The 25845-nt window shown below is 59.7% G+C and carries 17 protein-coding genes; 5 read left to right on the forward strand and 12 right to left on the reverse strand.

Annotated features, from left to right (window positions below):
• Window positions 1–62: 62 nt before the first annotated feature.
• Complete coding sequence (locus tag PSH65_RS13510) at window positions 63–584, reverse strand: DUF4142 domain-containing protein (RefSeq protein WP_305426630.1); 522 nt, start codon at window positions 582–584, stop codon at window positions 63–65.
• A 218-nt stretch (window positions 585–802) separates the two neighbouring features.
• Here PSH65_RS13510 and PSH65_RS13515 point away from each other — a divergent pair, with 218 nt between their 5' ends.
• On the forward strand, window positions 803–1045 hold the full coding sequence (locus PSH65_RS13515) for a DUF465 domain-containing protein (RefSeq protein WP_305426631.1): 243 nt from the start codon (window positions 803–805) through the stop codon (window positions 1043–1045).
• Between the two features lie 238 nt (window positions 1046–1283).
• Here the strand turns inward: PSH65_RS13515 and PSH65_RS13520 are convergent, their stop codons facing one another.
• The 7 genes from PSH65_RS13520 to PSH65_RS13550 all read right to left on the reverse strand — a co-directional run bounded on the left by PSH65_RS13520 (window position 1284) and on the right by PSH65_RS13550 (window position 9958).
• Entirely contained in the window at window positions 1284–2372 is a 1089-nt protein-coding gene (locus PSH65_RS13520; protein ID WP_305426632.1) for an SMP-30/gluconolactonase/LRE family protein, read from the reverse strand.
• Window positions 2369–3511: an SRPBCC family protein gene (locus PSH65_RS13525; RefSeq protein ID WP_305426633.1), complete on the reverse strand. Its 1143-nt coding sequence runs from the start codon at window positions 3509–3511 to the stop codon at window positions 2369–2371. Before PSH65_RS13525 ends, PSH65_RS13520 begins: the two co-directional genes overlap by 4 nt.
• 110 nt (window positions 3512–3621) lie before the next feature.
• Complete coding sequence (locus tag PSH65_RS13530) at window positions 3622–4485, reverse strand: LysR family transcriptional regulator (protein WP_007898206.1); 864 nt, start codon at window positions 4483–4485, stop codon at window positions 3622–3624.
• 230 nt (window positions 4486–4715) lie between these two features.
• A complete protein-coding gene (locus tag PSH65_RS13535; RefSeq protein ID WP_305426634.1) occupies window positions 4716–6434 on the reverse strand; it encodes a hydrogenase maturation protein in 1719 nt (572 codons plus the stop codon).
• A 282-nt stretch (window positions 6435–6716) separates the two neighbouring features.
• The gene (locus tag PSH65_RS13540; RefSeq protein WP_305426986.1) at window positions 6717–8564 is read right to left on the reverse strand and encodes an amidohydrolase; all 1848 of its coding nucleotides are present in this window, start codon (window positions 8562–8564) and stop codon (window positions 6717–6719) included.
• Window positions 8565–8868: 304 nt separating this feature from the next.
• Entirely contained in the window at window positions 8869–9183 is a 315-nt protein-coding gene (locus PSH65_RS13545; RefSeq protein ID WP_305426635.1) for an SCP2 sterol-binding domain-containing protein, read from the reverse strand.
• Window positions 9184–9247: 64 nt separating this feature from the next.
• Window positions 9248–9958 carry a histidine phosphatase family protein gene (locus tag PSH65_RS13550; RefSeq protein ID WP_305426636.1) on the reverse strand — a complete coding sequence of 237 codons (711 nt, stop codon included), beginning with the start codon at window positions 9956–9958 and terminating at the stop codon, window positions 9248–9250.
• Between the two features lie 363 nt (window positions 9959–10321).
• Here PSH65_RS13550 and sohB point away from each other — a divergent pair, with 363 nt between their 5' ends.
• A complete protein-coding gene (gene sohB, locus PSH65_RS13555; RefSeq protein WP_305426637.1) occupies window positions 10322–11344 on the forward strand; it encodes a protease SohB in 1023 nt (340 codons plus the stop codon).
• 191 nt (window positions 11345–11535) lie between these two features.
• Window positions 11536–15477, forward strand: a complete 3942-nt coding sequence (locus PSH65_RS13560) for a dermonecrotic toxin domain-containing protein (protein ID WP_305426638.1) — start codon at window positions 11536–11538, stop codon at window positions 15475–15477.
• A 41-nt stretch (window positions 15478–15518) separates the two neighbouring features.
• On the opposite strand, the gene PSH65_RS13565 is transcribed toward PSH65_RS13560, so the two are convergent.
• Both PSH65_RS13565 and PSH65_RS13570 read right to left on the reverse strand, forming a co-directional pair.
• Entirely contained in the window at window positions 15519–16013 is a 495-nt protein-coding gene (locus PSH65_RS13565; RefSeq protein WP_305426639.1) for a DUF934 domain-containing protein, read from the reverse strand.
• Entirely contained in the window at window positions 15997–17655 is a 1659-nt protein-coding gene (locus PSH65_RS13570) for a nitrite/sulfite reductase (protein ID WP_305426640.1), read from the reverse strand. Before PSH65_RS13570 ends, PSH65_RS13565 begins: the two co-directional genes overlap by 17 nt.
• A 523-nt stretch (window positions 17656–18178) precedes the next feature.
• On the opposite strand from PSH65_RS13570, the gene PSH65_RS13575 reads away from it, so the two are divergent.
• Window positions 18179–19264: an ABC transporter substrate-binding protein gene (locus PSH65_RS13575; protein WP_305426641.1), complete on the forward strand. Its 1086-nt coding sequence runs from the start codon at window positions 18179–18181 to the stop codon at window positions 19262–19264.
• 6 nt (window positions 19265–19270) lie between these two features.
• Here the strand turns inward: PSH65_RS13575 and PSH65_RS13580 are convergent, their stop codons facing one another.
• Both PSH65_RS13580 and metH read right to left on the reverse strand, forming a co-directional pair.
• Window positions 19271–19492, reverse strand: a complete 222-nt coding sequence (locus PSH65_RS13580) for a DUF2970 domain-containing protein (RefSeq protein ID WP_038982938.1) — start codon at window positions 19490–19492, stop codon at window positions 19271–19273.
• Window positions 19493–19647: 155 nt separating this feature from the next.
• Entirely contained in the window at window positions 19648–23358 is a 3711-nt protein-coding gene (gene metH, locus PSH65_RS13585) for a methionine synthase (protein WP_305426642.1), read from the reverse strand.
• Between the two features lie 156 nt (window positions 23359–23514).
• Here metH and PSH65_RS13590 point away from each other — a divergent pair, with 156 nt between their 5' ends.
• Entirely contained in the window at window positions 23515–25800 is a 2286-nt protein-coding gene (locus PSH65_RS13590; protein ID WP_305426643.1) for a fatty acid cis/trans isomerase, read from the forward strand.
• The last annotated feature ends 45 nt before the right edge of the window (window positions 25801–25845 follow it).

Below are 25845 nucleotides of genomic sequence, written 5' to 3' on the forward strand. Positions count from 1 at the left end.
GGCTTGCCCCCTCGTCACAGGCCCGCTCCCACAGGTTCCGAACCTGACATCAAGGCTTGGGATTATTTATCGGGGTGAGCCGCCTGGAGTTTTTTTGCCATATCCAGGTGTTTTTCCAGCGCAGGCAACATTTTTTTCGCGAACGCCTTCAGCTCGGTGGCGCCTTTCTCTTTGTCGTCCGTCACCGTGTTGGCTTCTTTTTTGAACCGTTCAATGGCTTCTTCGTGAGCCTTTACCTGATTGTTGGCATAGGCCGTGTCGAAGGATTCATCGCGCAGGTCGAGAATTTTTTCCTTGGCCTGTTTGACCACCGTCGTCGTGTCCGGCATCTCGATGTCATGCTTTTTCGCCAGGGCCGCCAGTTCTTCATTGGCCTTGGTATGATCGGTGACCATCATATTGGCGAACGCCTTGATGTCGGCCGATGAGCTTTTTTCCAGGGCCAGTTTGCCGGTCTCGACTTCCGCGATGCCTCCCTCGGCTGCGTCGTCGACGAAGTCGTTGGAAGTGGCAGCAAAAGCCGTGCCCATGCTGGTGCTCAAGGCAACGGCCAAGGCGAGGTGACGCAGATTGAATCCGTCCATCGGTCATTCTCCACACAGGTTTTCATGAGCGATCCGGGTGATCGTTATTCAATGGAGGCGGACGATTGGGCAAAGGTTTTATCGCATTTGCGACAGGATGACGAACGGACACCGCTGGTCTGATAGGCGGTCGACAGAACAGGGTAAGCAAGGCCATTCTGATAGCTGGTGAGCGCAATCGATCGCGTTTGCTACCGATTAACAAACGGAGGTGTTCCATGCCGGTGACTCATGATCTGTATCAGGATCTGAAACTTACAAAGGAAGTGATCCAGCAAAAACGCACCAAGGATCCGTTACTGGATTCACTGATCAACAAATATTCGCAGGTGGACGAGGAGGTGGTGAAGGCCGAGTCCGCACAATCAGATGCGCCCAGCGACGAGACGCTGAAGAAGCTCAAAGAGAAGCGCGTTCAGGTCAAGAACAAGATCGTTGAACGACTTCAGACGCCGTCCTGAGACGCTATGCAGAATCACCGACGACCGGTGACTGAAAATTGCAACGGGATAAATACCGGCACCTCGCACGATCAGGGCCCGACGTTGCGGCTCCCTGCGAGGTGCCCCATCCAAAACTCTCCAGAACGAACCTGAATCTAATGTGGGAGCGGACGTGCTCGCGAATGAGGCCATGTCAGATGTTGAATGTCAGTCCGCCTTCGCGAGCAAGCCCGCTCCCACAGTTTGATCACCGTGACTACTGCAATGCCGTACTCAACGGCAAACGCGCCATGTGCCGCGCTTTCAGCGACCCCAGATACAACCAGTCCCCATACTCGCGCACGGTGGTGATGGGTGAGTAGTTGCCGCTGCTGGCGTCCTGCAGATTGGCAATCACTTTACCGTCGAGGTCCAGGCCGAGGGCGAAGGCGCGGCTCTCCACCGGTTTGGGCAGGATCGTCAGCGCGCGCACGATCATTTTGCGTACCAGAGGATAGGGCGCCGTGGCGTCGAGCAGTGCATTGCGCGGTGCATACAGCGCCACCCAGAAACGGTCGCGGCCATTGAATGCCAGGTTGTCCGGCAGCCCTGGCAAATTGTCGATGAACAGATCGTGGGTTCCGGCTTTCGGCCCGGTCAGCCAATAGCGACTGATGCGATAGGCGCCGGTTTCGTTGACCAGCACAAACGCATCGTCAGGCCCCAGGGTCACACCGTTGGCGAACTCCAGCTTATCCAGCAAGACCGTCGTTGTACCGGTCTGGAAGTCATAACGCAGCAATCGACCGTCGCCGCCGTGCTCGATGATTGCCTCGCCATCCTTGCCGTAACCCCAACGGCTGGAAGCATCGCTGAAATAGGCATAATGCCCGGGCTTGTCGATGGCCACGTCATCGGTTAAACCAAAGGGCACGTTGTTGGCCGTGGTGCTCAATGCAATCACACGGCCCTGAGCATCGAGCGACAGCAAACCCTTGACCCCGTCGGCGATCACCAGCAAACCATTGGGGTGCCGCGCCAGGCCCAATGGCCTGCCCCCGGTATCGGCCAGCACCTTGGTGGTCTTGCCATCGAGGCTGGTGCGAATCAACCGGCCGTCATGTAGACCGGTGATGAGAGCATCTTCCTCCAGCAGCAACGCCTCCGGGCCGTCGATATCAGCGGCACCGACACGTTCTACGCCTTTGAGGCGCTGATTGTCGGTGTAGATGCCATCGATGAGGGAGGGCGCCGGTGACGGTCTCCAGGCGATCGGCTGAACTTTGGTGGGTAATAACAACAGGAAGCCGCCAATCAAAATGATCAACAGCAACAATAAATGCCGAACCTTGAGGGCTCTTTTCACACGGTGACTCCTGTCAGTGCCAGATGCTTTTGCGCCATCTCGCGTAACGCCAGCATCGATTGCGCCGATTCACGCTCGATGCGCCGCTTGAGCAACAATCGATTGGCGATGCGCATCATCACACCGCTGAAGCAATATTCCAGGTTGCGGACAAACCGCGTGTCGTCGCCAAAAGCCTCGCACTCGTAAGTCACCACCAGCGACAGTCCATGATCGCCCCGGGCCCGAGCGCTCCAGCGGCGACCAGGCAGGTATTCGTCGACCTCCCAGCGCAAATGCCCCTCACGCCCGCCGGCCCGAATGTCTTCCTCGAACCGCGTCCCGGCATACAACGGACCGCTCTGGCCATCGACCTTGAGGGAGGACGGATGCCACTCCGGCCAACGCGTCGCCGTGCTGGCGTAGGCGAGTACGGCGAGCGGATTTCCAGCGATGTCGACCACGTGCTGCAGGCGAGTGGGCGTTCTCATCAGGTGTGGAGGCGCTTGTTCCGGTTCCCAGTACAGGGTGCCGAACAGGTAATCCATCAGTGGAAACACGATATTGAAATTGCGCTCCTGCATCCGCTCACGGCGATGGTGCAGTTCGTGCAGACGGCGCATCTGGCGAATCCACGGCAGACGTGTCAGCGGGTTGGCGGGTGGTAGATGTTCGCAGGCATGGAACACTTCATAGGTCAGGTAACCGAGGACCATGCAGCCGCCAAACAGTCCTGCGATGTTGCCATTGAGCTGCGCCAGCAGCCACCACGCGGGTGCGGTGATGACGAGGGTGTGCAACACAATCAGCCAGGCCGGAAACAGAATCACCCGCCAGTCGCGGGCGCTGTCGTAGGCCATGTGCCCGGGGGTGAAAAAGCTGTGATGGTCACCGGCGTGACGGGCGTAGAACATCCGTGCCAGGCGCTTTTTGTGGTGCCCCAGATGCCGATGCACGACGTAGACGCCGAAATTGAAGAACAACAGGGTCAGCGGCACCGCCAGCCATTCCAGGAGTTGTACCTGATGCACCGTGCTCCAGAACGCGCCGATGGCCAGCAACCCGAACAGCAACACAAAGGCGCCATGCAGCCAGGGGTTGTAGAGCGGATGAATATCGGCACGGTAGCGCGCGCGGAATGCTTCGGTGGTCTGCCTCACTGCGTTCACCTGTGGTTATTGTTATAACCAGCAGATTAGTCGATCCCGCCGCAGAGGCTGGCCCAACCTTGAGGCCACATGCGCCATGCTCCGGTGCGAGACGCCTGGCGTCAGGTCAAGGGGTTCCAGCGCTGGGACCAGTCGTCGTCCGTCTTGATCACTTCGCGCAGCAGATCGAAGGCTCGTTGCAGGGTCGCCGAGTCGCGATCCCGGGAGTAAACCAGGTAGGTCGGATAGCTGAACTCCGGGGCTTTGGGCACTGGCTCCAGCACGCCGCTTTCCAGGTAGCTCTGGACCACACGGGTGCGGAAATAGCCGCTGCCGCCGTTTTCCAGGATGTATTGCAAGGCCAGCGGGCCGAGGTTGAAGCTCAAGGCCGCCTTGGCTTTTTCCGGCAGTGCGGCATCGTGCTGACGACGGAAGTCCGGGCCCCAATCGATGTACACGTAAGGATCGGGTTGTCCGGCCAGGCGTACCAGGATGAGTTTTTCTTCCAGCACCTGCTCCACTTGCAGGCGTGGCCAGTACTCGGGCTGATAGACCAGCGCCGCATCCAGCACCCCCAGCTCCAGTTGGCGCAGCAGGTTCTCGCCGTCGCGGATTTCCATGCGCAGGGCATGGCTGGGAATTTTCTCGCGCAACTCGCCGGCCCAACTGAGCATTAACGGGTTGCACAGACTGACCTCGCCACCGATGTGCAGCACGTCGCGGTAGCCCTCGGGCAGCGGCAAGTCCCGGCGCGCTGCTTCCCAGGTCTGCACCAGTTGATTGGCGTAAACCACAAAGGCCTCACCGTTCGGTGTCAGGCGCGCCCCGGCACGGTTGCGTACGAACAGCGTGCTGCCGAGCTGACTTTCGAGCTTCTGCACCCGGGCGGTGATGGCGGTCTGGGTGACGTGCAGTTTTTCAGCCGCCGCGGCCAGGCTGCCGTGACGGACGATTTCCAGAAAGGTGCGGGCGAGGTCGATGTCCATGGGCAGGCCGATGTGGGAGGTGCGGGCATTGTAAGAGCAGCATTTGTCTTGCGATACCGTCTGTGGCGAGGGAGCTTGCTCCCGCTGGGGCGCGAAGCGGCCCCAAACCTGCCACTGCAGTTCCTCAGATGCACTCCATCGAATGGTTTACGACTGCTGCGCAGCCGGACGGGAGCAAGCTCCCTCGCCACAGATTTCACTGTCCGCCCTAATCACCTCGTGCCAAACAATCAACCCGCCAACTCAACCTCCTTCACCTCCGCCCATTCGGCCACCAACCGCTGCGGCGTGCCACATGCCTTGCGCTTTAACACAAAATTTCGGCACTTCTCGGCAAACTGTTTGCGGTTCTGCACCATGTCCAGTTGCATCTCTTCCAGCTCGGCATTGCGACAGTGCTGCATCAGCTGAGTATCGAGCTGGATTTTACGTTCACGTATCGCCTGATACGCCGGATCACTCAACGCACCATTGGCCCGCTGCAACAACCACAGGCCAAACTCGTCGGGACAGCGCGGGCCGATTTCCTGGACCATGCCCAGTTGCAAGGCTTGGGCGGCATTGATCGGCAGACAGTCTTCAGTGAGCTTCTCCGCCATCACCCGGCCGACAGCGCGGGGCAGGCTGTAGGTCCAGTACTCGGAGCCGTACAGGCCCATGGTTTTGTAATGGGGATTGAGCACGATGTCGGACCGGGCGAAGACGATGTCGGCAGCCAGCGCCAGCATCACGCCGCCGGCCCCGGCATTGCCAGTCAAGCCGCTGACCACCAGTTGCCGGGCGCTGAGCAGTTCCTGGCAGACGTCATCGATCGCCTGAATATTGGCCCAGGCTTCCAGCCCCGGAACCGCTGCGGCCTGGATCACGTTGAGGTGCACGCCGTTGGAAAAACTGCCGCGCCCCCCCTTGATCAGCAGCACTTGGGTGTCCCGGGACTTGGCCCAGCGCAGGGCCTCCACCAGTCGCTGGCACTGTTCGGTGCTCATGGCGCCGTTATAAAACTCGAAGGTCAGCTCGCCGACATGCCCCGATTCGCGATAGCGGATCGGTTGATAGGGTTCGTTGTTGAAGGGCCGGGAGGCGATCGACCAATCAAGGGTCGGCACTTGCGCAAGCTGTTCGGCGAGCACATGCCGGGCCGGGCGTTTGAAAGTTTCTTCACCGGGCTGGGGTTTATGTCGCAACGAGCCGATCCACAGGCTGGTATCGCCGGTCGCCACCAGCACCGCATCGTCATGCACCGCGAGAATCTCCCCCGGCGTACCGCTGCGCGAATCCAGGTGAGCGTCGTACAGGTAGTACTGAGCGCCAGCCAGGCTCGCCAATACGCCGGGCTGGCCGTCGGCGGCATCGATGCAGCGTTTGATGAAGCGCGAGCTGTCGTGCCAGCTGAAGGATCGGTCGGCTTGCTTCATGTTCGGCTGAAAGCGGCCAATCACATGGCGTTGGTTGTAATCCAAGGGCACCGGAACGAAACCGGCGATGAATTTTTCCACGACTTCGCGGATGCAGGAGATTGCAGCATCGCTGACGCGTCCGTTGTACAGCTCGGATTTGCGCAGGTCTTGGGGCAGGTTGAATTCACAGGTGGCCCAGACCGCCCCGGCGTCCATTTCCTCCACCGCTTGCAACGCGGTCACACCCCAGCGGCTGAGTTCGCGGGTGATCGCCCAGTCCAGCGCACTGGCGCCACGGTCGCCGACGATGCCTGGATGAATGATCACCACGGGACGCTGGCGGCTGCTCCACAACTGTTGCGGCACCCGCTCCTTGAGAAACGGGCAGATCACCAGGTCTGCGCCGGAGTGTTCGATTTGCTCGCACACCGCGTCTGCATCGGTGAACAGCACCACGCTGGGCGAGTGACCGGCCTGACGCAAATCCAGCCAGGCCCGTTGGGTCAGCCCGTTGAATGCTGACGCCAGCAGAATGATCTTCAATGACCGCATGATTGACTCTTCCTTGAGAATGATGGGCCGCAGGCTCCCAATGAGCCGTCCTTGGCCTTCGATGGAAGCGCGATAGTAGTGATTGCGAGGGAGTGAGCGACTGATCGAGATCAAGCTTGTGTCAGTGGGTGTTTCGGGAAAGAAGGTTGAACAGCGATTTAATGTGGGAGCGGGCTTGCTCGCGAAAGCGGTGTGTCAGGCAACATTGATGCTGACTGTGACGCTGCCTTCGCGAGCAAGCCCGCCCCCACATTAGATGGATGGTGTTTGGAAATATTTTGTTCAGAACGCAAAACACGAACAGCCAAACGCCCCCCAGAACCCTTGAAAGTCACTGACCGGTGCCGAGGACAACCGCGCCCGTTCATGACTGTGGGCATGCACCGCGCAAGCGCCCACGCACTGGTGCACTTGCGCGGTCAGTGGCGCCAGGGGTTTCCAGTGCCCCGGTACATTCACCACCGGCGACCATTCAGGCACCACCGGGATGGGTGGAGGCCCCAGTTTTTCGAATTCGACGCTACCGTGGACGATCTTGCCGTCGACAATGGTCAGCACCGACTCGATCCATTTGATGGCTTCGTCTTCGATGTGAAAGTAATCCGCCGACAGCGCAATCAGGTCCGCCAGTTGCCCGACCTTGATCTGGCCCTTTTTGCCTTGTTCCGAGGAAAACCAGGCGCTGCCGTGGGTGAACAGTTCCAGCGCCGTATCGCGGCTCAAGCCTTGCGGGTACAGCGCCAGCCCGCCGACGGTGCGGCCGCTGATTAGCCAGTACAGCGAGGTCCAGGGGTTGTAGCTGGAAACACGCGTGGCATCGGTACCGGCGCCCACCGGCACGCCCTCGGCGAGCATGCGCGCGATCGGGGGTGTCGCTTCAGCCGCCTTCGCGCCGTAACGGTCGACAAAGTATTCGCCCTGAAACGCCATGCGATCCTGGATAGCGATACCGCCGCCCAGGGCTTTGACTCGTTCAATGTTCCGTGGGGTGATGGTTTCAGCATGGTCGAAGAACCACGGCAAACCGTCGAATGGAATATCCCGATTGACCTTCTCGAACACGTCGAGCATGCGGCTGATGGATTCGTTGTAGGTGGCGTGCAGGCGGAAGGGCCAGCGCTGTTCCACCAGATGCCGCACCACCGGTTCCAGCTCCTGCTCCATGGTTTGCGGCAGGTCGGGGCGTGGCTCAAGGAAGTCTTCGAAATCCGCTGCCGAGAACACCAGCATTTCCCCGGCACCGTTGTGCCGCAGGAAGTCATCGCCCTGACCGTAATGGGAAGTGCTGGTCCAGTTTTTGAAATCGGTCAGCTCTTCCTTGGGTTTTTGAGTGAACAGGTTGTAGGCAATGCGCACCGTGAGCTGCTGGTCTTTGGCCAGTTGCTGGATGACTTGATAATCGTCTGGATAATTCTGATAACCGCCGCCGGCATCGATGGCGCTGGTCACGCCCAGCCGATTGAGTTCGCGCATGAATTGGCGGGTCGAGTTGACCTGATAGTCCAGCGGTAATTTTGGTCCCTTGGCCAGGGTCGAGTAGAGGATCATTGCGTTGGGGCGGGCGATCAGCATGCCGGTGGGGTCGCCATTGGCATCGCGCTGGATCTCGCCACCCGGCGGGTTCGGCGTGTCGCGGGTATAGCCGACCACTTTCAGCGCGGCACGGTTGAGCAGGGCGCGGTCGTAGAGGTGCAGGACGAACACCGGGGTGTCCGGCGCGGCCTTGTTCAGTTCTTCAATCGTCGGCAGACGCTTCTCGACAAACTGGAATTCGTTCCAGCCACCGACCACCCGCACCCATTGCGGCGTCGGTGTGCGATCGGCCTGATCCTTGAGCATGCGCAAGGCGTCGGCCAGGGACGGCACGCCTTCCCAGCGCAGTTCAAGGTTGTAGTTCAGACCGCCACGGATCAAGTGCAGGTGAGAGTCATTGAGGCCGGGAATCACCGTGCGGCCATGCAGGTCGATGATCTGGCTGCCGGGGCCTTGCAGCGCCATGGCCTGGGCATCGCTGCCGACCACCACGAAGCGCCCGTCCTTGATCGCGACGGCGCTGGCCTGGGGTTTCTTGCGGTCGACGGTGTGCAGGCGTCCGTTGTACAGAATCAGATCGGCTGGGGCATCGGGCATGGTTTTACTCCCTGCGAATAGTGGGCTGACCCAGGCACCGACGGCACCTGCCGAAAGGCCTTGCAGTACACGGCGACGACTGAAGTCGTTGTGCTCGTCAGGTGGACTCATGGCAGTGCTCCCCATAAAGTCTTCAAAAAAGAGGCGAGGGCAAACAGCCGATGTCTGACGCATGCGGCCAGAAGGAATATAGTCGGCAAATCCACAGATAGCCGTTTTCCGAGGGCGAAAACGACGAATCCCGCCACAAGGGGCGGGATTCGTTTGCAGCCAGACGTGCTCCCGAGAGACGGGAGCGGCGTGCTTAGCCCGGGAACAACTCGGACAGTTTCATGGCCAGCATCATGTCGCCTTCGGCGCGCAGTTTGCCACCCATGAACGCTTGCATGCCGTCGGTCGAACCGTCGACGATGCCTTCCAGGGTTTCGCCGTCCATTACCAGAGTGACCTGGGCGTCCGGGTTCTCGCCTTCTTTCAGTTCGCAGGTGCCGTCTTTGACGATCAGCGAGAAGTTCTTGGTGTCGTCGATGCGGAAACCGAATACCAGGTCCAGACCGGCAGCGGCGGCTGGGTTGAACTTGGCTTTCATTGCTTGTACGGCATCAGCTACGGAGGTCATGGTTCGATCCTTTCTTGGGTAATTAGAGCTGGGTGATTACAGCCAGGGTCACAATAATCCGGACTCAGCGAAACGTGATGAGTTCCGGGGCCTTCAGCAGTTGCAGGTGTGCATGACTGTTGAAGGAAGCCAGGGCCACCTCGCGACCACGAAACTTAAGCAGGTTGAGCGAGGTGTTGACGATTTGCCAGTTCAGTTCAAAGGCCTGCTTTGCGGGCATTTGCGTAATAAGGTGGAGCAGGGCAGTGATGGTACCGCCGGAGGTGAACACGGCGATTTTCTGGGTGTTGTCGGCTTGTTCGAGCAATCGATGCAGACCGGCCTGCACGCGTTCGACAAAACCCAGCCAGCTCTCCAGGCCCGGTGTGTCGTAGGTGCCGGCGAGCCAGCGCTCGATGATCAAGGCAAAGATGCGTTGGAATTCAGCACGGTTTTGTGCGGCGTTGCGCAGGATATCCAGCGCTTGGGGCTCGTCCTCCAACATGGCCGGCAGCAGGGCACGGATCACCGCGTCGGCGTCGAATTCGTTGAAGGCGGAATCGATTTCCAGCACCGGCACCGGCATACCGACGGCGGCGAATTGTTCCAGCGCGCTGCTGGCGGTGTGTTGCTGGCGGCGCAGGTCGCCCGACAGGCAGCGATCGAAGCTGACACCGAGTTCGGCCAGGTGCTGGCCGAGGAGTTCTGCCTGGCGAATACCGGTCGGCGACAGAACGTCATAGTCGTCTGCACCAAAGGAGGCCTGGCCATGTCGAATCAAGTAGATGCTGCCCACGTCCGCGTCATCCCGGTACGTTGAAGGTTTGGCGAGGTTATGAGGATGGCGGTGAGCTGTCAATGAAAAAACATACGCTTGTTTGAAATGCCCGTTACAGGCCTGTTGCTAGTGTCCTGTCTTACAAATACGTTCCTCTTTTGACGAGTGACTGTTGTCGTCAGGCAAGGCGCCGCGACGAGTCATAGCCCGCTATGGCGAGGAGCGGCAATGCAGCATGACGGCAACGGACGCCGTCAAAAAGGAACAGTATTTGTGAGACAGGACACTCGAGGTTTCACGGCTGGTCGTCAGGCTGGCGGATGGGTATGCTGGAGGTATCCCGCGCGTGTTTATGCCGCGCATCGTAGTGAAGGAGTCCCTGTGGAGCTTTTGTTCGAGTACGCCATTTTTCTGGCCAAGACTGTGACCCTGGTGATCGCCATTCTGGTGGTCCTGGCCAGTTTTGCGGCGTTGCGCAGCAAAGGTCGGCGCAAATCGCCCGGCCAACTGCAAGTCAGCAAACTCAACGATTTTTACAAAGGGCTGCGTGAACGCCTGGAGCAAACCTTGCTCGACAAGGATCAGCTCAAGGCCCTGCGCAAGTCCCAGGCTAAAACCGAGAAAAAGCAAAAGAAGAAACCCGAGGCCAAACCACGGGTGTTCGTGCTGGATTTCGACGGTGACATCAAGGCGTCGGCCACTGAGAGCCTGCGCCACGAAATCACTGCTTTGCTGACCCTCGCCACGCCAAAGGATGAAGTGGTGCTGCGCCTGGAAAGCGGCGGCGGCATGGTCCACAGCTATGGCCTGGCGTCTTCGCAACTGGCGCGGATTCGTGAAGCCGGCGTGCCGTTGACCGTGTGCATCGACAAGGTCGCGGCCAGCGGCGGCTACATGATGGCGTGCATCGGCGAGAAAATTATCAGTGCGCCATTCGCGATCCTCGGCTCGATCGGCGTGGTGGCGCAGTTGCCCAACGTCAATCGCCTGCTGAAAAAGCACGACATCGACTTTGAAGTACTGACGGCCGGCGAGTACAAGCGCACCTTGACGGTGTTTGGCGAAAACACCGAGAAGGGCCGGGAGAAGTTCCAGGAAGACCTGGACATCACCCATCAGCTATTCAAGAACTTCGTTTCCCGCTATCGCCCACAACTGGCCATCGATGAAGTGGCCACGGGTGAAATCTGGCTGGGCGTCTCGGCCCTGGACAAGCGACTGGTGGATGAACTCAAGACCAGCGATGAATACCTGGCCGAACGGGCCAAGCAGTCCGAGCTCTATCACCTGCATTACGCCGAACGCAAAAGCCTGCAGGAACGCATCGGCATGGCGGCCAGCGGGTCGGTCGATCGCGTATTGCTGAGCTGGTGGAGCCGCTTGACCCAGCAACGTTTCTGGTAAGCCTCTGGCGGGCGTCTCCGGAAAAAATCAAACCGCGGATTTCCGCGGTTTTTTTTCGTCCGGCGTTTCAGACAGTTCACTTTCCTGCGGATTCTGCGAAACGTCCTAACTGGCCTGCCGATCATTCCGACTTACGCTTGAGTTGCGGCTGGGTAATGTGGTGATTCCCAATAGTTTGCAATGGAATGCACATGAATGATCACGCACATGGCGACGCCCCAACGCCCAATGTCCTGATACGTAACGAACTGAAGGCCGCGGTGGAGACCGCACTACCGCAAACCCCCGCTCAGTTTGGCGAGTCCTTGATCAAGGAGAAGTGGGGGGGCGACATTGATCCGCAGACGGCCCTGCTGGTAACGCTCGACTACAACTACCATGGGCATCCTCCTGAGAACGGTGTCCACCAGGGGCAGGTGGGGAATTCTCGCTCCCTGATCCAGGCGCTGCTTGGCAATTATCAGACGGTGGGTGACGGGCGCTTCGGCGAAACCGCGTTTGGGCTGTACACACCGCCCGACATCGGGCCGTCGGTGCGCATTGTCGAAAAGGTCGATGAGTTTGCCTATGTGGGCCACGGCAATCACGACACCTATGAAGGCATTTACCGCGCCACGGTTCCGCAATCCTATGGCCCGCACACGCAAATCAATCTGCGGCCTGCCGATTTCAAGCAGTGGGTCTGGGGGGTGTTTCTTCCCCGTCGATACCAGACTTATCTTGATCAGGCCTGGCCGTCGGACGCGGTCATTGCCGCTCCCGGTCCTTATGCCCTGAGGACATCGGTCAAGGCGGCTTTCGTTATGGCGGCCCGGCTGCAATATCAAGAACGGTGTCTGTCCCGGAAGGGGCTGGAACTCGCCATGCAAGCCGCCGGGTTGCCCGCCGCGCAGACCTGGGAAACGCTGACCATCAAGCAGTTGCAGGCGCCGACAAGAATGCCCCCCGGCGTCGAGGCGAGTCGGTTGAAACTGTACCGTTATACGGCGACGGATATCTGGTGTTTTCGAGCGCGATCAGGTTCCAGGGTGCTGCTGTACATCCCCGGCAATTCTTCACCGCTGCACGAATTCACCGATAGTCGGCAGTTGCGTCAGTGGATCGTGGCGCAGGGCAGGGTGGCTGATACGAAACAGGCACTGGCGGCTCACTTTTCTGAAGAGGATCGCGAGGACGGCACCTTTCATGCGGGTGTACTGACCGCGATGGAGGGCATGGGGGTTTATCCCAGGATGCACAGGCTGACGAAGAATGTCGGGTTCTTCAACGATGATGGCCATTGGGATCCGGATGACTACATCGACTTTGATCGCTCACCCAGCGCATCCGACCCTTTTGCGCAGTTGGTGAGTTCCATGAAGCAGGCCGCCCAGGACAGCGTCAAGACCATCCGCGACGATGCCCAGGTCAACCGTGACAATCTGAGCGCTTTCGTCGAGCCGGTCGTGCAATGGATCAACCAGTTCGGGCCGCTGGCGTTGTTTGTGCCCGGAGGTGAGGGATTGTTGGTGCTGGCCGGGCTAATTGACGCCGGTTACGGTCTGCATGAGGCCATTGAGGGGAAAACGGCCAGTGAGCGTTCCGAAGGCGTGACGCGAACCGTGTTCGGCTTGCTCAATGCACTGCCGCTGGCTGGGGCTGTCGCTTCGTTAAAAGGCGAAGGCGCCGAGGCCGCCGCACTGGCCAGGGCCGAGCACGGGGTCGAGGAGCCCGCTGTGCGGCTCGATGGTACGCCGGTGGGCGCTCCGTCCGTTCATGTCGCCGCCCTGGAGTCGGGCGCGCAGATGCCGACCCGTCTGAGCCTGCTGCGAGGGATCGGCGCCCCGGTGGATTCCTTCAGCGACGAAGTGCTGGCGCAAATCGGCAAGGTCAGCGCTGTTGATGACGATCTGCTGCGAATGATGCAGGCCGGTCGTCGACCCACTCCTGTGTTGGCCGACACTATCAGCCGCTTCAAAATCGATCAGGACGTCGTGGAGGCCATCGACAAAACGCAGGCTGAGGGGGGCGAGGCGTTGCAGGCCCGGCGAGTGGAGTTGTTCAACGCTCGCTATCAGGCGCTCCAACACTCGGAGCATGAATGGGTTCGATTGTTTCAACAGCAATATCCCGGCCTGCCGAAAAGTGCGGTGGAGCAAATGCTTGATCGCTGTGGCGTAGAGTTCACGGCGACGCCGGATGCGACCCAGGTCAAGGGAGTATTCAGACAACTGGACAGCAAGGCCCGCCAGTACCAGCAGCATGTGAGGCTTACCCGAGCTTACGAAGGCCTTTATCTGCGGTCGGTGGCCCATTCCGATTCGGACACGCTGGCCTTGCATTCGCTGAAAAACCTGCCCGGATGGCCAAAAGACCTGCGAATCGAGGTGCTCGACGGCTCGCTGCTAGGTCGGGTGCTGGACCGTTGCGGTTCGCTTGATGCGGCTGTTTGTCGTCGCTTGATCAAAATCGGCGATCACTATCAATACGTCGATGTGGCCGCCCAAGCCATCGTGCGCACGGACTTTTACGGGGCCGTCATCGGTGTGTTGTCCGCGGATGAGCGGGCAGCGCTGCAGTTGCAGTCGCTGAACCCGGCCAACGAACTGAAGCTCAACCTCCGCGACCGGACGCTGTCACGCGCCGAGTTCGGCCTGGGCCTGGGCAGACTGGACGGGGGGCTGCCTTTCGAAATGCAGGGCTTGAGGGGCGGCGGCTTTCCGACAACCCCGCAGGCCGCAGCATTGACCCACGAGACGATGAGGCTGCAAGTCAGGGACCTCTATCCCGACTTCAGCAACGCGCAAGCCGATGAGTGGCTGCAACATGCCGGAGCAACTGCTCAGTCACGCCTCGATGCTCTGAAGCAACAGTTTGAGCAATTGAGTGCGGATTTGACCAGTTGGATTGACCGGACCCTACTGGATCTCGATGACATGGACCTCGACTTTCTGGCCGCCGGCGACGAGGACGCCGTGGGCATGACTCATGCGCAAATCGCCGAGCATAATGTCGCGCTGGTGCAGTACACGATGGAGTACGAGCGCGAGACCCGGATGGAACTGGCTGACGAGCTGATATCAATCTGGCAAAAGTGCCCGCCGCAGGCCAATCGCCTCTATTCCGGCGAAGCGTTAGCGGGATACAAACTGGATCTGGAGTTCGAGGACTACCACCGCTTGCCGATCATGAACGTCAAGTTCAACGAGATGATTGAACTGTCGATGCGCGGATTTCACCTGACGGAACGTGAGAGCTTGAACGGGTTCCTGGAGTCTTTCCCCAATCTGCGGGTATTGAGTCTGGAGAAAGTCGATCTGCGGCTATCTGACGCCATGGAGGGGCTGGAGAGTGTTTTGCCGCCTGCGATCCCGCGAATGAGCCATCTCACAACGTTGAATCTGAAAGACACGTTTCTCAAATTCAGGGAGGACACGGCGTCGCAACTGCGTGACTTGATCAACTTGCAATCACTGGACTTGAGTGAAAATCCCCTGAGTGTTTCGCCTGTGTTGTTAGGGATGGACAAACTGCGGGAGGTGAACTTGAGGAAAACAGAGATCAGTTCGTGCCCGATCGGGATTCGGGACGAGCCCTACCTGACGTCGCTGGACCTGCGTGACAACCGGATCACCCGGGTTCCGCCGGCGGTATTGAGCCAGGCCATTGCCCGGGATCGGGTGAAGCTCTGGGGCAATCCGCTGACGGACGAAGACACGCTGCTACGCCTGATCAGCCATCGACAGCGCACCGGGATCAACCTTTGGTTGAGCGCGCCAGGAGCCGACTATGGCAATCCGGTTGCGTGGTTGCAGGAGGGTGACGAAGCACTGCGGCAAGCCAGGCGAATGATCTGGCAGCAATTGGCGGTCAAGCCGTCAGGCAGTCGTTTCCTGAGGCTCATCGATGGGCTCAGCCTGACGGCGGACTTTCAGGTCGACTATCTGGCGTTGCAAGGGAGGGTCTGGCGACTGTTGAGCGAGGCGCAGGCGTCGGACGAGTTGTGGCGCTGGCTGAACCGGGTGGTCGAGGGCACAGCGATCGATGCTGAAAATCCATGGGGGATTTTCATGTCGCTGGAGAATCGGACCAGGCTTTATCGCGATTGGGTGACGATGGGGCGGCCATTTCCGGTGATCACCGAGCAGGCCTAGAGGATGGCCTTGAACCCCGCAAAGGGTTCAAGGCCTGGACATCAACGGCGACGGAACAGCGGCAGCGGTTCGTCGGTGGCGGCCTGATAGGTCACCGAGAAGTCCTTGAGACTTTCCAGGGCATCGTACGGGTCTTTATCGGCGCGTAATGCAAAGGCATCGAAACCGCAGCGACGCATGTAGAACAGCTGGTCGCGCAGCACATCGCCGATCGCCCGCAGTTCGCCTTTGAAACCATAACGGTCACGCAGCAGACGGGCGTTGGAGTAGTTGCGGCCATCGGTGAAGGCCGGGAAGTTCAGGGCGATGACTTGGAAGTTTTCCACGTCGTCACCGATTTCTTCGGCTTCTTCATCGGCGTCCAGCCATACGCCCAGGCCGCCATCGCGGGCCTTGAGCATACGGCTGTGTTCGCGCCACAGTTGCAGCGGGACAATCAGGTCGTCGCAGTTGCTGATCTCGTCGATGTTGAAATCTTTGGGCAGCAAGTGCCAGGTTTCGTCGACGACTTCGTTGTTCTTAATTATTCGCTGCATAGACGCGCTCCTTGAAGAGGTCGATGCCAATACGCTGATAGGTGTCGATGAAGCGCTCGTCTTCGGTACGTTGTTCGATGTACACGTCGATCAGCTTCTCGATCACGTCAGGCATGGCTTCCTGGGCGAAGGACGGGCCTAGGATCTTGCCCAGGCTCGCATCGCGACTGGCGCTGCCACCCAGGGACACCTGGTAGAACTCTTCGCCTTTCTTGTCCACCCCGAGAATGCCGATGTGGCCGACGTGGTGGTGACCACAGGCGTTCATGCAGCCAGAGATGTTCAGGTCCAGCTCGCCAATGTCGAACAGGTAGTCCAGATCTTCGAAGCGACGCTGGATCGACTCGGCGATCGGGATCGACTTGGCGTTGGCCAAGGAGCAGAAATCGCCGCCCGGGCAGCAGATGATGTCGGTCAGCAAGCCGATGTTCGGTGTGGCGAAACCTTGCTCGCGCAACTCGCCCCACATCGCGAACAACTGGCTCTGCTCGACATCGGCCAGAATGATGTTCTGCTCGTGAGACGTGCGCAGCTGACCGAAGCTGTAACGGTCGGCCAGGTCGGCGACGGCGTCGAGCTGCTTGTCGGTGATGTCGCCTGGTGCAACACCGGTCGGCTTCAGGGACAGGGTCACGGCGACATAACCTGGCTTCTTGTGAGCCAGGGTATTGCGGGTGCGCCAGCGCGCGAATCCCGGGTGCTGCTTGTCGAGTTCGGCCAGTTCAGCGCTCTGGTTTTCCAGCGCCTTGTAGTCCGGATCGACGAAGTGCTTGGCCACACGATGCACTTCGGCATCGGTCAATGTGGTCTGGCCACCGCGAAGGTGCTCCATTTCCGCGTCGACTTTTTGCGCGAACACTTCAGGTGTCAGGGCCTTGACCAGAATCTTGATCCGCGCCTTGTACTTGTTGTCACGACGGCCGTAGCGGTTGTAGACCCGCAGGATGGCGTCGAGGTAGCTCAACAGGTCTTGCCATGGCAGGAACTCGTTGATGAACGCGCCCACCACCGGAGTACGGCCCAGACCGCCACCGACCAGCACGCGGAAACCCAGTTCGCCCGCGGCGTTGTGCACCGGCTCGAGGCCGATGTCATGGACTTCGATGGCCGCACGGTCGGACGTCGAACCGTTGATGGCGATTTTGAACTTGCGCGGTAAATAAGCGAATTCCGGGTGGAAAGTAGTCCACTGACGGACGATTTCGCACCACGGACGCGGGTCGATCAACTCGTCGGCCGCGACACCGGCGAACTGGTCGGTGGTGACGTTGCGCAGGCAGTTGCCGCTGGTCTGGATCGCGTGCATCTGCACGGTCGCCAGTTCAGCCAGGATGTCCGGGATGTCTTCCAGGGCCGGCCAGTTGAACTGCACGTTCTGCCGGGTACTGATGTGGGCGTAGCCCTTGTCATAGTCGCGGGCAATCTTGGCCATCATTCGCGTCTGGCGCGAAGTCAGTTGGCCATAAGGCACCGCCACCCGCAGCATCGGCGCGAAGCGCTGGATATAAAGGCCATTTTGCAGGCGCAGGGGGCGGAATTCTTCTTCGCTCAGCTCGCCTGCCAGATAGCGTCGGGTCTGATCACGGAACTGCTTGACGCGGTCCTCGATGATCCGCTGATCGTACTCGTCGTATACGTACATATAAGTCCTGTTCTCAGGCTTGGGCCGGTCGGATCCAGTTGCGTTTTTCGCTTGCTGAAGTCTCCGATACTGCCTCGGCAATTCTGCGCGCACGGCCGCGCACTCCCAACGGAGCGGAGGCAAGATACCAGTTTGCAGTTATGCGCAAAAGTGATGTTTGAGTATATGTAAAGAACCAAAACGACTAATGAAGTTCATGGGGGCAAAACCCACATTTGTGGTGCGGGCAATCATCGTCTTAACTGTGCTCGAGTCTTTATGCAATCACCGATAAAACCGACAAGAGGCGATGCAATGAGCAACCCAACCAAAGCAGGGAAAAGCGATAGCACGGTCGATGCCTGGGCGATTTTGTTCCTGATCATCCTGGTCGTGGGCACAGCGGTGTTCTGGGTCAGCCATCAGTAAACGACCTCGTCCGGGCCGGTGCCGACGATTGTCGGACAAAAAACGGAATAAGCCCCGTTTCAAGGAACTTCGCTGGCTATAATGCGCGGCGGATTTTCTGGGGCTCGGACGTTTAATGTTGAAGTTCTTCTGTGGTGTAGTGCTGGCGCTTGGTACGGTCCTGGGACCGTGTGCCCAGGCCGCATCCGTATTGTTCCTCAATCCAGGAACCACCCAAGAGGTGTTCTGGGTCAGTTACTCGCAGTTCATGCAGGCCGCGGCCAAGAACCTGGGCATGGATTTGCACATCCAGTATTCCGAGCGAAACGCTGAAACCACACTCAAGCAGGCCCGCGAAGCCCTGCAAGGGCCGAATCGACCGGACTATCTGGTGTTCGTCAACGAACTGTACGTCGCGCCCGAAATCCTGCGCCTGGCTCAAGGCAGCGGTGTGAAGCTGTTTTTGGTCAACAACGGCCTGACCGCAGACCAGATGCGTCTGCTCGGCGACCAGCCGGACAAGTATCCCGACTGGTTGGGCAGCCTGGTGCCTAACAATGAGGAGGGCGGCTACTTGATGCTCAAGGAGCTGATTCGCCTGCATCGCCCGGTCGCGCCCGGTCAGGTCATTGACCTCGTGGCCTTCTCCGGCCTGAAGATCACGCCAGCCGCGCAACAGCGTGAGAAGGGCATGATGCGGGCATTGGCCGAACACCCTGAAGTGCGGTTGCGCCAGTTGGTTTATGGCGGCTGGACCCGCGAGCGCGCCTATGAACAGGCCAGGTTATTGTTCAAGCGTTATCCGCAGACGTCGCTGGTCTGGTCGGCCAACGATGAAATGGCCTTTGGTGCCATGCAGGCCTGCGCCGAAACGGGCGGCCAACCCGGCAAGGACGTGCTGTTCAGCGCCGTCAACAATTCACCGACCGCGTTACAGGCGCTGCTGGAAGGGCGGTTGAGTGTGCTGTTGGGCGGGCACTTCACTTTGGGTGGTTGGGCCCTGGTGCAACTGCATGACTACGACCTGGGGGTGGATGTCAGCCAGTACGGCGGGCGCGACCGGCAGATTCCGTTGTTGCAGCTGATCGATCACGCGCAAGCCAAGCGGTTGCTGGCGTTGAGTACTACTCAGGATTACGCCGTGGATTTCCGGAAACTCTCGGCCAAGGGCCGGCCGACGTCGTATCGCTACCCGTTCAGCTTGCAAACCCTGATGCACTGAGCCGGTTCAGATACCCGCCAGGTGCACCACCAGTTTGACGATGCCAAACAGCGTCAACGCGAACACCGCCGTGAACAGAATCCCCAGAATCACGAAATGACTCGGCTTGCCGTGGGTGAAATCCCGAGCCCGGTTCTTCCCGCTCTGCACCCCGAACGCCGCCGCCATGACGCTGTGCAGCATCTGCCAGAAGGTCGGTGGCTTGTTGTTGTCGACTGGATCGTCCATAAATCCCCCGTCATCAATGCATGAGAGGTAAGCATAGACAATACACCCGAAACCTGTGGGAGCGTGGCTTGCCCGCGATGAACGATGATGCGATTTCCCTGTGAGACCGCGGCGCGCCCATAGCGGGCAAGCCTCGCTCCCACAGGGGATGGGGGTTAGTTGTCGTAACCCAGGTTAGGCGCCAGCCAGCGCTCGGTCACGCTCAACTCCTGACCTTTGCGCGAGGTGTAACTCTGCACCTGATCCTTGTCGATCTTGCCCACGGCGAAGTACTGCGCCTGCGGGTGCGCGAAGTACCAGCCGCTGACCGCTGCCGCCGGGAACATGGCGTAGTGCTCGGTGAGGAACACGCCGCTGCGGCCGGCCTTGAGTTCTTCCGCTTCCGGGTCCAGCAGCTTGAACAGCGTGGCTTTCTCGGTGTGATCCGGGCAGGCCGGGTAGCCCGGAGCAGGGCGGATGCCGGTGTATTGCTCTTTGATCAGCGCCTCGTTATCCAGCGTTTCGTCCTTGGCGTAACCCCAGTAGTCTTTACGCACTTGTTGGTGCAGCCACTCGGCACAGGCCTCGGCCAAGCGGTCGGCCAGCGCTTTGACCATGATCGAGTTGTAGTCGTCGCCCGCATCCTGATAGGCCTTGGCCACTTCTTCGGCGCCGATCCCGGCGGTGGTGATGAAACCACCCACGTAGTCGGTCACGCCGCTGTCTTTGGGCGCAACGAAGTCGGCCAGGGAGAAGTTCGGTTTGCCGTCGGTCTTGATGATCTGCTGGCGCAAGTGGTGCAGCTTGGCCAATGGCTTGCCGTCATCGCCGTAGACTTCGATGTCATCGTCACGCACCTGGTTGGCTGGCCAGAAGCCGAACACGGCACGGGCGCTGATGAGTTTTTCGTCGATCAGCTTGGCGAGCATTTCCTGGGCATCGGCGTACAGCGCGGTGGCGGCTTCACCGACCACTTCGTCCTTGAGGATGCGCGGGAATTTACCGGCCAGGTCCCAGGAGATGAAGAACGGCGTCCAGTCGATGTATTCGGCCAGCACCTTCAGGTCAATGTTATCCAGCACTTTGGCGCCGGTGAACGTCGGTTTGACCGGTTCGTAGCTGCCCCAGTCGAACTGCGGCTTCTTGGCGATGGCCGCCGGGTAGCTCAGGCGTTCGGTACGGGCGCTGCGGTTGGCGGTGCGCTCGCGAACGTCAATGTAATCCAGGCGAGTCTTCTCGACGAAACCGGCCTTCAGCTCCTTGGACAGCAACTGCGTCGCCACACCCACGGCGCGGGAGGCGTCGGTGACGTAGATCACTGCGTCGTTGCTGTACTTGGGTTCGATCTTCACCGCCGTGTGCGCCTTGGAGGTGGTCGCGCCACCGATCATCAAGGGCAGATGGAAGTCTTGACGCTGCATCTCGCGGGCCACGTGGACCATTTCGTCCAGAGAAGGCGTGATCAAACCGGACAGGCCGATGATGTCGCATTTCTGTTCCTTGGCGACTTGCAGGATCTTCTCCGCCGGCACCATCACGCCAAGGTCGACGATGTCGTAGCCGTTGCAGCCCAGCACCACGCCGACGATGTTTTTGCCAATGTCGTGCACGTCGCCCTTGACCGTGGCCATGAGGATCTTGCCCTTGGCTTCCGGCTTGTCGCCTTTTTCCAGTTCGATGAACGGAATCAAGTGGGCCACGGCCTGTTTCATCACGCGGGCGGATTTCACCACTTGCGGCAGGAACATTTTACCGGCGCCGAACAGGTCGCCGACGATGTTCATGCCGGACATCAGCGGGCCTTCGATCACTTCGATGGGGCGAGCAAAGGACAGGCGCGACTCTTCGGTGTCTTCCACGATGTGGGTGGTGATGCCTTTGACCAGCGCATGCTCCAGACGCTTGTTGACGTCCCAGTTACGCCACTCTTCGGTCTCGGCTTCCTTGACGCTGCCGTCACCTTTGTACTTGTCGGCGATGGCGAGGAGGGCGTCGGTGCCTTCCGGGGTGCGGTTGAGGATCACGTCTTCGACGGCATCGCGCAGCTCGGTAGGGATCTGGTCGTAGATCTCCAGCTGACCGGCGTTGACGATGCCCATGGTCAGGCCATTACGGATCGCATACAGCAGGAACACCGAGTGAATCGCTTCGCGCACCGGGTTGTTGCCACGGAACGAGAACGACACGTTCGACACGCCGCCGGAGGTCAGGGCGTACGGCAGTTCATCGCGGATGTAGGCACAGGCGTTGATGAAGTCCACAGCGTAGTTGTTGTGTTCTTCGATGCCGGTGGCCACGGCGAAGATGTTCGGGTCGAAGATGATGTCTTCCGGCGGGAAGCCGACTTCGTTGACCAGAATGTCGTAGGAGCGTTTGCAGATTTCTTTCTTGCGCGCTTCGGTGTCGGCCTGGCCGGCTTCGTCGAAGGCCATCACCACCACGGCGGCGCCGTAGCGCTTGCACAGTTTGGCGTGATGAATGAACTGTTCGACGCCTTCCTTCATGCTGATCGAGTTGACGATGCCCTTGCCCTGAATGCACTTGAGGCCGGCTTCGATCACTTCCCATTTGGAGGAGTCGATCATGATCGGGACGCGGGAGATGTCCGGTTCACCGGCAATCAGATTGAGGAAGGTCACCATCGCCTTCTTCGAATCGAGCATCCCTTCGTCCATGTTGATGTCGATCACCTGGGCGCCGGCTTCGACCTGCTGCAGGGCGACTTCCAGGGCTTCGGTGTAGTTGTCTTCACGGATCAGACGGGCGAATTTGGCGGAACCGGTAATGTTGGTGCGCTCGCCGACGTTGACGAACAGCGAGCTGCGATCAATGGTGAACGGTTCCAGGCCCGACAGGCGGCAAGCCTTGGGAATGTCCGGGATTTCACGTGGCGCATAACCGGCCACCGCTTTGGCGATGGCTTCGATGTGGCCCGGCGTGGTGCCGCAGCAGCCGCCGACGATGTTCAGGAAGCCGCTTTGGGCGAACTCTTCGATGACCTTGGCGGTTTGCGCTGGCAGTTCGTCGTACTCGCCGAATTCGTTCGGCAGGCCGGCGTTCGGGTGCGCTGACACATGGGTGTTGGCTTTATTCGACAGCTCTTCCAGGTACGGGCGCAACTCGCTTGCACCGAGGGCGCAGTTCAGGCCGACCGAAATCGGCTTGGCGTGGGCCACGGAGTTCCAGAATGCTTCGGTGGTCTGGCCGGAGAGGGTACGGCCAGAGGCGTCGGTGATGGTGCCGGAAATCATGATCGGCAACTCGACGCCCAACTCCTCGTAAACACCCTGCACAGCGAAGATCGCCGCTTTGGCGTTGAGGGTGTCGAAAATGGTTTCGATCAGGATCAGGTCGGCGCCGCCTTCGATCAGGCCTTTGGTGGCCTCGGTGTAGTTTTCCACCAGTTCATCGAAGGTCACGTTGCGGTAGCCGGGGTTGTTCACGTCAGGCGACAGCGAGCAGGTGCGGCTGGTCGGGCCGAGCACGCCGGCGACAAAGCGCGGTTTGTCCGGGTTCTCGAGGGTTTTCGCATCGGCAATCTTGCGGGCCAGGCGTGCGCCTTCTACGTTCAGTTCGTAGGCCAGTTCTTCCATGCCGTAATCGGCCATGGAAATCCGGGTGGCGTTGAAGGTGTTGGTTTCCAGAATGTCGGCGCCGGCGTCCAGGTAGGCCTTCTCGATGCCGCCAATCACGTCCGGGCGCGTCAGCACCAACAGGTCGTTGTTGCCTTTGACATCGCTCGGCCAGTCAGCGAAGCGTTTGCCACGGTAATCCTGCTCCTCGAGCTTGTAGCTCTGGATCATCGTCCCCATGCCGCCATCGAGAATCAGGATGCGCTCTTTGAGGGCGTGCTTGAGAGCTTGAAGGCGAACGCTGCGATCGGACATTTGGACTACTCGGTAAGGCCATGACGAAGGGGCGGGATAATAACAAACCTGTGCGCTTTTGGAGCATGTGCGGGTTTTGCATGAATATCGTTCATGTTGGGGCGCGGCCCAGACCGGTAGAATCGCGGCGTTTTTCTCATGATCAGGACCAGGGATATGTCGTATCGCGTCGTCACCAGCCTATTGATGCTGTTTTTAAGCGGGGGCGCCGTTGCGCAAGGTCCGGATATTTCCTACGTCCGCGACATTCAACCGATCTTCACCGAAAAGTGCGTGGCCTGCCATGCCTGCTACGACTCCGCCTGTCAGCTCAATCTGGGCAGTGGCGAAGGGGCGGCCCGAGGTGCAACGAAGGCGCCGGTCTATGACGGCGATCGCAGCCAGGCCGCAGCGCCGACCCGGCTGTTTTATGACGCCTTCGGCAAGCGTGCCTGGCAGCAAAAGGGCTTTTATTCAGTGCTCGACGCCCAGGGCAGTCAGGCGGCACTGATGGCGCGCATGCTTGAATTGGGGCACAAAACCCCGCTGCAACCCAACGCCAAGTTGCCGGAAGACATCGTCCTGGGCCTGAACCGGGAAAATATGTGCGCCATGCCGGCGGAGTTCGACGGCTATACCAGCTCCCACCCGAAAGAAGGCATGCCGCTGGCGGTCACCGGCCTGACCGATCAGCAATACCAGACGTTGCAACGCTGGCTGGCCTCCGGTGCGCCAATCGATGAGCAGGGCCTGGTGCCCAGCGCCAGGGAAGCCTTGCAGGTGGTGCAGTGGGAGAACCTGCTCAACGCGCCGGGCGCCCGGGAGAGTCTGGTGGGGCGCTGGTTGTTCGAGCACTGGTTTCTGGCGCACCTCTATTTCAAGGACGGCGAGCCGGGGCATTTCTTTCAGTGGGTACGTTCGCGCACGCCGACGGGGCAGCCAATTGATTTGATCAACACCCGCCGTCCGAATGACGATCCGGGCACTCAGGTCTATTACCGTTTATGGCCGGTGCAAGGCGTGATCGTGCACAAGACCCACATCACCTATCCGCTGAGCGCGGCGAAGATGGCGCGGATCAAAAGCCTGTTTTACAGCGGCAATTGGCAGGTCAATGCGCTGCCAGGTTACGGGCCGGAGCGACGGGCCAATCCGTTCACGACCTTTGAGGCCATCCCGGCCCAGGCGCGTTACCAGTTCATGCTCGATAACGCCGAGTACTTTGTGCGCACCTTTATTCGTGGCCCGGTCTGCCGCGGCCAGATCGCCACCGACGTGATTCGCGACAACTTCTGGGCGTTGTTCCAGGCCCCGGAGCATGACCTTTACATCACCGACCCGAACTATCGTGGCCAGGCCACGCCGTTGCTGGCGATGCCGGGGCAGAACGATGACGTCGGCAGCGTCCTGAGCTTGTGGCACGCCTACCGCGACAAACGCAACGAATACGAAGCCTTGCGCCGCGACAGCTACGCTGACCTGCCGGCACCGAGCTGGTCGACCCTGTGGGCCGGCAATGACAACGCACTGCTGAGCATCTTCCGGCATTTCGACAGCGCTTCGGTGAACAAAGGCCTGATCGGTGACGTCCCGCAAACCATTTGGCTGTTCGATTACCCGTTGCTGGAGCGTACGTATTACCAGTTGGCGGTCAACTTCGATGTGTTCGGCAACGTCTCCCATCAGGCACAGACCCGGCTGTACTTCGACCTGATTCGCAACGGTGCCGAGCAGAACTTCTTGCGTCTGATGCCGGCCGACTCACGGGACGGTTACCTCGACGATTGGTATCAGAACGGTGGCAAGTTCAAGATGTGGCTGGATTATGAGTACATCGATAACGACAAACCAACGGCGCTGACGCTGGACGAAAAGGACCCCAAACGCGATTTCGCCCTACAGTTGCTGGCCCGGTACGGCGAACTCAATGCCAAGACTGACCCGATCAACCGCTGCGATGGCGCTTACTGCTCGCGGCCGAACATCGATCTGGCCTTGCAGAACGCCGAACAGGCCTTGAGCCACCTGACTTCACGTCCGGCTGCGGGGCTGAAGGTCATCGATCAGTTGCCAGAAGCCACGATGTTGCGCATCGAGACCCCAAGCGGCAAGCGCGAGGTCTACAGCCTGCTGCGCAATCGCGCCCACAGTAACGTGGCGTTCCTGCTCGGTGAATCGCTGCGCTATCAGCCAGGGCTCGATACGTTGACGATTTATCCGGGGGTACTCAGCAGCTACCCCAACTTCATGTTCAACATCCCGGCCGGGCAAGTGCCCGCGTTCGTCGACGCGATGGAAAATGCCAGGGACGCCGCCAGTTTCGAGAAAATCGTCGAACGCTGGGGCATTCGCCGCAGCCATCCGCAGTTCTGGCAGTATTTCCATGATCTGAGCCGCTACATCCACGACACCGACCCGGTGGAAGAGGGCGTGCTGGATATGAACCGCTACGAGAATCTTTGATTGAAAGCCTGAACACGCACTGCCGAACCCTTGTAGGAGCGACCT

Source organism: Pseudomonas sp. FP603 (assembly GCF_030687415.1).
GTDB lineage: Bacteria > Pseudomonadota > Gammaproteobacteria > Pseudomonadales > Pseudomonadaceae > Aquipseudomonas > Aquipseudomonas wuhanensis.

Bases quoted from the DNA above. Each gene is read 5' to 3' on its own strand.
- PSH65_RS13510 (WP_305426630.1), bottom strand. From the start codon at position 584: ATGGACGGATTCAATCTGCGTCACCTCGCCTTGGCCGTTGCCTTGAGC.
- PSH65_RS13515 (WP_305426631.1), top strand. From the start codon at position 803: ATGCCGGTGACTCATGATCTGTATCAGGATCTGAAACTTACAAAGGAA.
- PSH65_RS13530 (WP_007898206.1), bottom strand. From the start codon at position 4,485: ATGGACATCGACCTCGCCCGCACCTTTCTGGAAATCGTCCGTCACGGC.
- PSH65_RS13535 (WP_305426634.1), bottom strand. From the start codon at position 6,434: ATGCGGTCATTGAAGATCATTCTGCTGGCGTCAGCATTCAACGGGCTG.
- PSH65_RS13540 (WP_305426986.1), bottom strand. From the start codon at position 8,564: ATGCCCGATGCCCCAGCCGATCTGATTCTGTACAACGGACGCCTGCAC.
- PSH65_RS13545 (WP_305426635.1), bottom strand. From the start codon at position 9,183: ATGACCTCCGTAGCTGATGCCGTACAAGCAATGAAAGCCAAGTTCAAC.
- PSH65_RS13560 (WP_305426638.1), top strand. From the start codon at position 11,536: ATGAATGATCACGCACATGGCGACGCCCCAACGCCCAATGTCCTGATA.
- PSH65_RS13565 (WP_305426639.1), bottom strand. From the start codon at position 16,013: ATGCAGCGAATAATTAAGAACAACGAAGTCGTCGACGAAACCTGGCAC.
- PSH65_RS13570 (WP_305426640.1), bottom strand. From the start codon at position 17,655: ATGTACGTATACGACGAGTACGATCAGCGGATCATCGAGGACCGCGTC.
- PSH65_RS13575 (WP_305426641.1), top strand. From the start codon at position 18,179: ATGTTGAAGTTCTTCTGTGGTGTAGTGCTGGCGCTTGGTACGGTCCTG.
- PSH65_RS13580 (WP_038982938.1), bottom strand. From the start codon at position 19,492: ATGGACGATCCAGTCGACAACAACAAGCCACCGACCTTCTGGCAGATG.
- metH (WP_305426642.1), bottom strand. From the start codon at position 23,358: ATGTCCGATCGCAGCGTTCGCCTTCAAGCTCTCAAGCACGCCCTCAAA.
- PSH65_RS13590 (WP_305426643.1), top strand. From the start codon at position 23,515: ATGTCGTATCGCGTCGTCACCAGCCTATTGATGCTGTTTTTAAGCGGG.